At 50.0% G+C, this 4,321-nt stretch carries 9 protein-coding genes; all 9 read left to right on the top strand.

What is annotated here, in order from left to right; genetic code table 11:
- The coding region (locus ACTUHY_RS12735; protein ID WP_473965311.1) for an EF-Tu C-terminal domain-related protein at positions 1-215 on the top strand (215 nt) is incomplete at its 5' end.
- A gap of 138 nt (positions 216-353) precedes the next feature.
- Complete coding sequence (rpmG, locus tag ACTUHY_RS12740) at positions 354-515, top strand: 50S ribosomal protein L33 (protein WP_075579076.1); 162 nt, start codon at positions 354-356, stop codon at positions 513-515.
- Between the two features lie 14 nt (positions 516-529).
- Complete coding sequence (secE, locus tag ACTUHY_RS12745; RefSeq protein ID WP_278675346.1) at positions 530-754, top strand: preprotein translocase subunit SecE; 225 nt, start codon at positions 530-532, stop codon at positions 752-754.
- A 2-nt stretch (positions 755-756) separates the two neighbouring features.
- Positions 757-1,329, top strand: coding sequence for a transcription termination/antitermination protein NusG (gene nusG / locus ACTUHY_RS12750; protein ID WP_278675348.1), 573 nt, complete (start codon positions 757-759; stop codon positions 1,327-1,329).
- A gap of 17 nt (positions 1,330-1,346) precedes the next feature.
- A complete protein-coding gene (rplK, locus tag ACTUHY_RS12755) occupies positions 1,347-1,772 on the top strand; it encodes a 50S ribosomal protein L11 (protein ID WP_012937656.1) in 426 nt (141 codons plus the stop codon).
- A 54-nt stretch (positions 1,773-1,826) separates the two neighbouring features.
- Positions 1,827-2,528 (top strand): 50S ribosomal protein L1, encoded by a 702-nt coding sequence (rplA, locus tag ACTUHY_RS12760; RefSeq protein WP_012937657.1) that lies wholly within the window; start codon positions 1,827-1,829, stop codon positions 2,526-2,528.
- A gap of 162 nt (positions 2,529-2,690) precedes the next feature.
- Positions 2,691-3,224: a 50S ribosomal protein L10 gene (gene rplJ / locus ACTUHY_RS12765; RefSeq protein WP_278675350.1), complete on the top strand. Its 534-nt coding sequence runs from the start codon at positions 2,691-2,693 to the stop codon at positions 3,222-3,224.
- A 75-nt stretch (positions 3,225-3,299) separates the two neighbouring features.
- A complete protein-coding gene (gene rplL / locus ACTUHY_RS12770) occupies positions 3,300-3,665 on the top strand; it encodes a 50S ribosomal protein L7/L12 (protein ID WP_278675351.1) in 366 nt (121 codons plus the stop codon).
- 69 nt (positions 3,666-3,734) lie between these two features.
- Positions 3,735-4,196, top strand: a complete 462-nt coding sequence (locus ACTUHY_RS12775; protein ID WP_442827990.1) for a DUF441 domain-containing protein — start codon at positions 3,735-3,737, stop codon at positions 4,194-4,196.
- Positions 4,197-4,321: the final 125 nt, after the last annotated feature.

The raw sequence follows: 4,321 nt of genomic DNA on the forward strand, positions 1-4,321 counted from the left end.
TCAACGGCTACCGTCCGCAGTTCTACTTCCGTACCACCGACGTTACTGGGGTAGCTCACCTGCCTGAAGGCACCGAAATGGTTATGCCTGGGGACAACGTGGTGATGGATGTGGAACTGATCACCCCAATCGCTATCGAACAAGGTCTGCGTTTCGCTATCCGCGAAGGCGGCCATACCGTTGGCGCCGGTGTCGTTACCGAAATCGAAGGCTAATCCAAACTGAGGATGTAAAACTTGAGGCCGACCAATCCATCGGCCTCAGTTTTTTGTTGACATCTTGACAGTTCTATGATAGTCTTTATAGGTGGCTTTTGGGAATCAAGAGTTTGAATGTAAGTGAGGTGTTAAGGAATGGCAGCTGGAAACCGTGTGGGTATTACCCTGGCTTGCACTGAATGCAAACAGCGTAACTACCAGACTACGAAGAATAAAAAGAACGATACGGAACGTATCGAAATCAAGAAGTATTGCAGATTCTGCAAGAAGCATACGATGCATAAAGAAACGAAATAAGGTGGAGCGATACTATGGCAGCATCTCAGTTCACCCCGGAAGTGAAAAGCCCCTCTGGTGCAGGTGGTTTTTTCCGAGAAGTGAAAACCGAAATGAAAAAGGTGACCTGGCCGACAAAGCGGGAACTGATCGGATACACCATTACGGTCATTGTTTCTTCTCTCTTTTCTGCTTTCTTGATCTGGGCCATTGATGCTATCTTATCCGTACTGTTTCGCTTAGTGATGGGAGTGCAATAAGCATGGAAGGTCAAAAGCACTGGTATGTCATTCATACTTATTCCGGTTATGAGAATAAGGTCAAGATGAATCTGGAAAGCAAGATCCATTCCCTGGGCATGGAAGAACAGATCTTCCAGGTGCTGGTTCCCATGCAGAATGAAGTGGACGCAAAGGATGACAAGCAGAAGATCGTGGCACGGAAAGTATTCCCGGGCTATGTCCTGATCGAAATGATCGTGGACGATCGGACTTGGTATGCTGTGCGGAACACCCCTGGTGTAACCGGCTTCGTCGGCACTGGCACGAAACCCATTCCCTTATCTGACCGTGAAGTTGAACGCATCCTTGGGGCACAGCCCAAAGAAGGCAGCGGAAAGGCTGCAGGCAAGGAAGCCGCAGCGCCTGTTGTCCGGATGGAATGCCCTGTAGGTTTGAATGATACTGTCCGCATCAAAGCTCCTGGCTTTACTGATATGGTGGGGACGGTAGCGGAGATCAACGACGAACAGCAGAAGATCAAAGTCATGGTCGAGATGTTCGGACGTGAGACTCCCATTGAAGTTAAATTCACCCAAGTGGAAGCTATTGAATAAGTAAGGAGGTGTAAATTATGCCTAAGAAAGTCGTAAAGATGGTTAAACTGCAGGTACCTGCTGGTAAGGCAACTCCGGCACCTCCCGTAGGTCCGGCACTGGGCCAGGCTGGTATCAACATCATGGCCTTCGTAAAAGACTTCAACGAACGGACTGCGAAACAGGTTGGCTTGATCATCCCTGTTGAAATCACCGTTTTCGAAGATCGTTCTTTTACTTTCGTGACCAAGACTCCTCCCGCAGCTGTGCTGCTGAAGAAAGCTTGTGGCATCGAAAAGGCTTCTGGCGAACCCAACAAGAACAAAGTCGCTACCATTAAACGGGACAAAGTTCGGGAAATCGCTGAAAGCAAGATGAAAGACCTAAACGCTGGCTCTGTAGAAGCTGCTATGCGCATGGTCGAAGGTACTGCCCGGAGCATGGGTATTACTGTAGAAGACTAATGTCTGACAATCTGTGGGAGGCAAAAGCCGCTTAACCACAAGGAGGAACAAACAATGAGTAAAGCTGGTAAGAAATATACCGACGCCGCAAAGCTCATCGAAGCTGGCAAGGCATATTCCCCCAAGGAAGCAGTAGAACTGGTAAAACAGACTTCTGTGACCAAATTCGACAGCACGGTGGAAGTTTCCGTCCGTCTGGGCGTAGATCCTAAGTACGCTGACCAGCAGGTCCGCGGGGCTTTGGTTCTCCCGAACGGCACTGGCAAATCCAAGACTGTGCTGGTATTCGCAAGAGGCGCTAAAGCAAAAGAAGCTGAAGCAGCCGGCGCTGACTTTGTTGGCACCGATGAATACGTAGAAAAGATCAAAGGCGGCTGGACCGACTTCGACGTCTGCGTAGCTACTCCTGATATGATGGGTACGGTTGGCCGTCTGGGTAAGATCCTGGGCCCCAAAGGCTTGATGCCTAACCCTAAAGTGGGTACTGTGACCATGGATGTCACTCGTGCCGTCAACGAAATCAAAGCTGGTAAGATCGAGTACCGTACCGACAAAGCCGGTAACGTACAGACTGCCATCGGCAAGGTTTCCTTTGACGCTGACAAGCTGCTGGAAAACTATCTGACTCTGATCACCACCCTGATCAAAGTGAAACCCTCCGGCGCAAAAGGCCAGTACATCAAGAGCGTGACCCTGAGCACTACCATGGGCCCTGGCGTTCCTGTTGACGTACTGAAAGCCGACAGCAACAAATAATCAAATAGAAAATGACCATCGGACCCAAGACAGCAGGCGCGGAAGCCTAACGAACCATTCACCTGCCTAGGTCGGAGTGTTGATAAACATGACCTCCGGCTGACCCGCCGAGAGGTCTTTTCGTTGATTAATAAAACTCTGACGCAAGGAGGTGTACTACTGATGCATGATATTAGACCTGAAAAAGCTGGGAAAGTCGCAGAGCTGAAAGACCTGCTGACCAGTTCCAAGGGAATCGTCCTGGTTGACTACTGCGGTCTGACCGTAGCAGAAGATACTGAGCTGAGAAGCAAGATGCGTGAAGCTGGTGTGAAGTACATGGTTGCGAAAAACACCTTCATCCGTATCGCTGCCCAGGAAGCCGGCATCGAAGGACTGGATGCTTATCTGGAACACAATACGGCTGTAGCCTTCTCTCCGGAAGATCCTGTGGCCCCTGCCAAGATCCTGAACGATTTCAGCAAGGATCATAAAGCTCTGGAAATCAAAGCTGGTATCCTGGATGGGAAAGTCATCGGCCTGGACGAAGTCAAGGCTGTGGCAGAACTGCCCTCCAGAGAAGAACTGCTGGCCAAACTGGTTGGCAGCATGCAGGCCCCTATTTCCGGGCTGGTCAACGTACTGCAAGGGACTATCCGCAACTTTGTGTATACCCTGGAAGCCGTACGGCAAAAGAAAGAGCAGGAATCTGCTTAATCGGAAAACAGGCTGACTCTGTCGCCTGAGTAAACCTATTACCCATTTCATTTAAAAATTTTGGAGGTATGAAAAATGGATAAAGATCAAATTATGGAAGCCATTGAAAATATGACTGTTCTGGAACTGGCCGACCTGGTTAAAGCCATGGAAGACAAGTTCGGTGTCAGCGCTGCTGCTCCTGTTGCTGTGGCTGCTGCTCCTGCTGCCGGCGCTGCTGCTGCTGAAAAGACCGACTTCGACGTTGTCCTGAAAGATGCTGGTGCCAGCAAGATCAACGTCATCAAAGTTGTCCGGGAACTGACCGGCCTGGGCCTGAAAGAAGCTAAGGCTGCTGTTGATGCTGCTCCTAACGCCATCAAAGAACATGTTGCCAAAGCTGATGCTGAAGCCATGAAAGCCAAACTGGAAGAAGCTGGCGCTACCGTAGAACTGAAATAATTTCTGCTGCACCAGAAATAGCCACTGCCAATAGGCAGTGGCTGTTTTTTTCAAGGAAAGGAATTGTCTATGCAGAATCTCCAACCTTACTTGATTTTAGGTGCGATGGCCCTTATTGGGTTTGTGAGCCATAACAATACCGTTGCCTGGTCCGCGATCCTCCTGGTGATCCTGAAAGTGGTGCTGCCCCAGGACAAACTGCTGTTTTTCGGCGGTCATGGCCTGAACTGGGGCGTCATCGTCCTGACAGCCGCTATGCTGACACCTATCGCCACTGGGGCCCTAGGTATTTCCGATATCCTCAACGTATTCAAATCACCCATGGGGATCGCTTCTTTGGTCATGGGATGTATCGTGGCCCTTTTCGGCCGGTGGGGGGCCGAGCTGATGACAGCGGATCCAGAAGTGGTGGCTTCCCTGATGGTGGGCACCATCATCGGGGTGGTATTCTTCAAAGGAGTGCCGGTGGGCCCCCTGATCGCCAGCGGGATCCTGTATTGTTTCATGAAAGTGTTCCATTTTTTCTTTTAAAAAGGAGCTGTGAAGAAATGAGGATTCATTTCTTCACAGCTCCTTTTTTGTTGTCTCTTTTTACTCCTGGCAGTAAAAGGCAAGAGAAAAAGGGTATACTTCCCCCTTCCCCCCAAAACTCAGCT

Source organism: Acidaminococcus nyctereutis (assembly GCF_052216985.1).
Taxonomy (GTDB): Bacteria; Bacillota; Negativicutes; order Acidaminococcales; family Acidaminococcaceae; genus Acidaminococcus; species Acidaminococcus fermentans_A.

Coding starts and splice junctions, on each gene's coding strand:
- rplL (WP_278675351.1), top strand. CDS start 3,300: ATGGATAAAGATCAAATTATGGAAGCCATTGAAAATATGACTGTTCTG.
- nusG (WP_278675348.1), top strand. CDS start 757: ATGGAAGGTCAAAAGCACTGGTATGTCATTCATACTTATTCCGGTTAT.
- ACTUHY_RS12775 (WP_442827990.1), top strand. CDS start 3,735: ATGCAGAATCTCCAACCTTACTTGATTTTAGGTGCGATGGCCCTTATT.
- rplJ (WP_278675350.1), top strand. CDS start 2,691: ATGCATGATATTAGACCTGAAAAAGCTGGGAAAGTCGCAGAGCTGAAA.
- secE (WP_278675346.1), top strand. CDS start 530: ATGGCAGCATCTCAGTTCACCCCGGAAGTGAAAAGCCCCTCTGGTGCA.
- rpmG (WP_075579076.1), top strand. CDS start 354: ATGGCAGCTGGAAACCGTGTGGGTATTACCCTGGCTTGCACTGAATGC.
- rplA (WP_012937657.1), top strand. CDS start 1,827: ATGAGTAAAGCTGGTAAGAAATATACCGACGCCGCAAAGCTCATCGAA.
- rplK (WP_012937656.1), top strand. CDS start 1,347: ATGCCTAAGAAAGTCGTAAAGATGGTTAAACTGCAGGTACCTGCTGGT.